The sequence below is a fragment of the Novosphingobium naphthalenivorans NBRC 102051 genome, assembly GCF_001590985.1.
Lineage (GTDB): Bacteria > Pseudomonadota > Alphaproteobacteria > Sphingomonadales > Sphingomonadaceae > Novosphingobium > Novosphingobium naphthalenivorans.
In genome coordinates, this window is record NZ_BCTX01000158.1 from 1 (window position 1) to 4,568 (window position 4,568).

The following is a 4,568-nucleotide window of genomic DNA, read 5'->3' on the forward strand; positions in this document are numbered from 1 at the left end:
AGCTTTACGGCCAGCGCTCCGAGCGCAGCCACCGGCTCGTCGACCAGTTCGAGATCGCTTTCGAAGAGACGGAGATCTCCGCCACTGAGGACGAGCAGCTAGGCGCGTTGGCGGCCCGCACGACCAACGTGCGCGCCTTCGAACGCAAGCGCTCCACGCCGCGCGTATTCCCCGACCACCTGCCGCGCGAGCGCGTCGTCATCGCCGCGCCCGAGAGCTGCCCGTGCTGCGGTTCCGGCAACCTGTGCAAGCTCGGGGAGGATGTCACCGAGACCCTCGAGGTGATTCCGCGCCGCTGGAAGGTCGTCCAGACCGTCCGTGAGAAGTTCAGCTGCCGGTCGTGCGAGAAGATCACCCAGCCGCCGGCACCGTTCCATGTCACTCCGCGTGGCATGTTCGGCCCCAGTTTCCTCGCGATGCTGTTGTTCGAGAAGTTCGGGCAGCACCAGCCGCTCAACCGCCAGCGCGATCGCTATGCCCGCGAAGGCATCGACCTCAGCCTATCGACGATCGCCGACCAGGTCGGCGCCTGCGTCGCCGCGCTGAAGCCGCTCACCGTGCTCATCCGGGCGCATGTGCTGGCGGCCGAGCGTCTCCATGCCGACGATACCACCGTTCCGGTGCTCGCCAAGACAAAGACCGTCACCGGGCGATTATGGACCTATGTCCGCGACGATCGCCCGTTCGGAGGTCCGGCGCCGCCCGCTGCCATCTTCCACTATTCGCGTGACCGGTGCAGCGAGCATCCGCTTGCGCATCTCGACGGATATCACGGCATCATCCAGGCCGATGCCTATGCGGGCTACAACGCCTTGCTCAGACCCGGTGCAGGTCGCGAGCCGCTCTTGCGCGCGCTGTGCTGGAGCCATGCACGACGGCCGTTCTTTCAACTCGTCGACGTGGCGGCGCTCGCACGGCGCGCGAAGAACAAGCAGGTCGTCATCTCGCCGCTCGCCCGCGATGCGCTCGCCAGGATCGATACGATCTTCGATATCGAGCGCACCATCAACGGCCGCTCGGCCGGAGAGCGGCTGGCGGTTCGGCGGGAGCTGACGCGCCCGCTCGTCACCGAGCTCGAAGCCTGGATGCGCGACACGCGCGCTCAGCTCTCTCGCCACGATCCGGTCGCCGGCGCGATCGATTATATGCTCAAGGTCTGGCCGGACTTCGCGCGGTTTCTGGACGATGGCCGCATCTGCTTGACCAACAACGCAGCCGAACGCGCGCTGCGCGGCATTGCAACGACCGATTCATACTACACCTCCTCTTCAAATGTCCGGAAACAGGGACTTTTGGTTTTCCATTTTGATGCGACACGGGCCTCTGTGACGCGGGAACTGGGTCACTTCGTCCTTTTCCAGGTCCGTGGCTCGGATTTGGTGCGGCGCATCGGGTACAACTTGCTCGGTAGGGAGCACGCCCTCCTTGATCAGTCGACGGACCCGATGGGCAGTAACCCCAAGCTTTTTGGCGGCTTCGGTCAGCGTGAGCCACTCTCCATTCTTTTCGGCGGATCGGTAGCCGTGGATTTTGTGGACAGTGCGCAGCGAGCCGACACGGCGCGCTGTCCAGGTCTTGCCTTGTCCGGTTTGCATTCCCATCCGGTTGAGAGTGGCGGCAATGTCTGCATCGGACCACCGGGTGGCCATGGAGCGGATGATGGCAAGGGCGGCTTCGGGCGTACTCTGGCCATGTTCGCCTGCTTTGGGTTTGCGAATGCGCAGCTGAGAATGTTGGCCACCTTTCCAGTGGATCGTCAAAATGACTTCACGTTGCTCTTCATCGACATCAGCGATGATATCGGTCACGAGCGTGCGGAGGAGCTGCTGACGACAACGCATGTCGACGTTAGGCGAGCGCCAAGCGGTCTCCAGGTCGGTGGCAATGCCAGCAAAATCGGGCGCCGGCGCGGCCAGATCGATTTGTCGCGCTTGGGCCAAACCCGCTTCATAGGCTTCAACACGCCTGAGCGCTGCTTCCCAGCTATTCTCAAGTTGGGCAGCGATCAGGCGGTTATCAGGGTCGCAGGCAGCATAGCGACGTTCAGCGAGGGATGCCTCGTATCGGGCTTGCTGCAAGTCCAGCTCCACCATGCGGTGCCGTTCTTCCAGATTATCCCGATGCGCCCGATCAGCTTCCATTGCGGCCTCGATCGCCATCGGCGTCACGGCTCTCAATATCTCTTTGCCTATGGCAGGGTCGATGCGAGATGCGCCAAAAGTCATGCATCGTGGCTTGGCCAGCATCTGGTTGATACGTTCGCAGCGGTAATAGGGATGACCCGGAGGCCGGCCCGAATAGACAACGCCCAACCGTCTTCCACATCGGCCGCAGGTGAGCAGGCCCGCGAGCAACGCGCGGCCACCACGACCCGACTTGATGCCGCCCTTCTGTCCGAACGCGTTGACGGCGATATGGCTCTGGTTCCTCTCAAACTCACTCCAATCGATATAGCCTTCGTGATGATCCTGGAGCAGCACTTCCCACGTTCCAAAGGGCTTGCTGTGGCCGTAACTTTTGCGTGCCCTGCCATCGACAATCTCGGTTCGCTTCTCGCTTTTACCATAGACATAGACCCCAGCGTAGAAGGGGTTCTTCAGGATCGAAATAACGCTTCGATAGCGAACCGGCACCCAGTCGAAGGACACCGTTTTGCGGCCGTCAGAAGGGCGGGGAAAATGGAAATTGTCAGCTGTCAGCGAAATCAGCACCTGGCGGGCGCTGCCAAGCTCGCGGAAACGCGAAAAGATGAGGCGGATCGCCTCCTGTACCCGGATATCGGGATCCAGCCCCAGGCCGTATTCGCGGTGCCAGATATAGCCGATCGGAACACTGAGGCGCAGTTCTCTCCGCCTTGCCTTGGCGCGCGCCGCGTCAAGCATGCGTGTTCGCAAAATGCCAAGCTCAAACTCGCTGATGCTGCCCTTCATGCCCAACAACAATCGATCGTTTGGTCGACAGGGATCGTATACCCCGTCGAGATCGATCACGCGCGCTTCAACCAGGCCACACAGCTCCAAAAGGTGGTGCCAGTCCCGGCCATTACGGGAAAGGCGCGATGCGTCCAAGCAAAGCACCGCGCCAACCTTGCCCGTGCACAGGCCGCTGACCAGTCGTTCGAAACCGGGGCGGTCGACAGTGCCGCTGGCGGTCCGACCAAGGTCATCGTCGATCACCTCGACATCGTGAAATCCCCAGCGTCGCGCAACATCGACAAGCTCATATTGTCGGCGCTGGCTCTCCAGGTTGTTCTGGACCTGACCCGGGGTCGACTGTCGGACATACACCACAGCTTTGCGCTTGAGCACCGTGACTGGAAGGAGATCATTGCCCGTCATCGCTGGCCTCCTTCGCCGCGACGCCGGCTGCGGCCATCAAGAGGGTCGCCAGCCTGGCAACAACGGCGCTTCGCTGCGCCTCGCTCAGGCCTCGCATCTGCGGCGTATCGAGCGGCATGCTCAGCTGCTGGGTCAGCATCGGTAGCGACGAGGGTCGTGGTAGTGCCTTCATGGCGCGCCTCCTGGATGGCCGTGAGTCCATCCGTCGAAGTCTGCCTGAAACCGCGATCGGTAAGCAGTCCATGAAGCTCTACAAGCCCAATCACCGCAACGCGCGGTTCGCCCATCTCCATGTCGGCGCACAACGCCCTGTCCAGCATCCACTCTGCGACCTGGATGATCTCACCCGGCCTGATCTCTACCCGGATGATCGCGCCATTGGCCCGGTCCTCGCGGCCTTCATGCCGAAAACGACCGCCGTAATATGGATGCCAGCGATAATGAAACTCTACCATCTGCCCGACATGGGCAGAATGACCCTGCGATGGCTCTTGGTCGCAAGTCGTGGCTATTCGCCGGCTCCGACCGCGGCGGCGAACGCGCCGCCGACCTCTATTCCCTCATCGTCACCGCCAAGCTCAACGATATCGATCCCCAGGCCTGGCTCGCCGATGTGCTCGATCAGATTGCCGGGATTCCGCAGAACCGCATCCATGAGCTGCTCCCTTGGGAGTGGCGCGAACGGCAGCATGCTCTGCTGGAGGCGGCGTGAGCGCCATCGCGCGGCTCAAGATCACGCTCAACGACGTCGAACCCCTTGTCATGCGCCGGATCGAACTCCCGTTGACGCTCAAGCTCGATCGCCTGCACACCATAATCCAGACTGCCATGGGCTGGAGCAACACGCATCTCTGGGAGTTTCGGTTCGCCGGCGACATCACGTTCGGCATTCCCGATCCCGACTATCTTTCCGACACGATCGATGCGCGCAAGGAGACGCTGCGCGGCGCACTCGAGGACTGCGGCGGCAAGACGCCAACTACCCGGATCGCGACGAGCTACTCCAATATCGAAGTGAGGATTTCGATCCCGACAAGCTCGATACCGTCGCGATCGCCCTGGCGATCGACGATCTCAGCCGACAATGGGCACCGAAATCGCATCGGAAGGCCTCTGCTCCAGCCAAGCGCTAATCGCGCCGCGGCCTTCGACGGATGCTTACTTTCCTCAAGCCTGACCACCCAGCACTCTCCCGGACAACCCAGGCGCATTGAGCGGTACGTGAAGATG

2 protein-coding genes and 2 pseudogenes are annotated in these 4,568 nt (G+C 62.0%); 3 read left to right on the forward strand and 1 reads right to left on the reverse strand.

All coding sequences use genetic code 11. The features are described from left to right. Positions 1–1,241 (forward strand): annotated as a pseudogene (gene tnpC, locus NN5_RS24190) (IS66 family transposase); the annotation flags it as partial. A gap of 27 nt (positions 1,242–1,268) precedes the next feature. On the opposite strand, the gene NN5_RS25530 reads toward tnpC, so the two are convergent. Further along, positions 1,269–3,338, reverse strand: coding sequence for a recombinase family protein (locus NN5_RS25530; RefSeq protein ID WP_084385145.1), 2,070 nt, complete (start codon positions 3,336–3,338; stop codon positions 1,269–1,271). Between the two features lie 484 nt (positions 3,339–3,822). Between NN5_RS25530 and NN5_RS24195 the strand changes: the two are divergent. Further along, a pseudogene (locus tag NN5_RS24195) lies at positions 3,823–4,050 on the forward strand (transposase domain-containing protein); the annotation flags it as partial. Next, on the forward strand, positions 4,047–4,568 hold a 522-nt coding region (locus tag NN5_RS24200), incomplete at its 3' end, for a plasmid pRiA4b ORF-3 family protein (protein WP_169801054.1). The pseudogene NN5_RS24195 and the gene NN5_RS24200, both read left to right, overlap by 4 nt.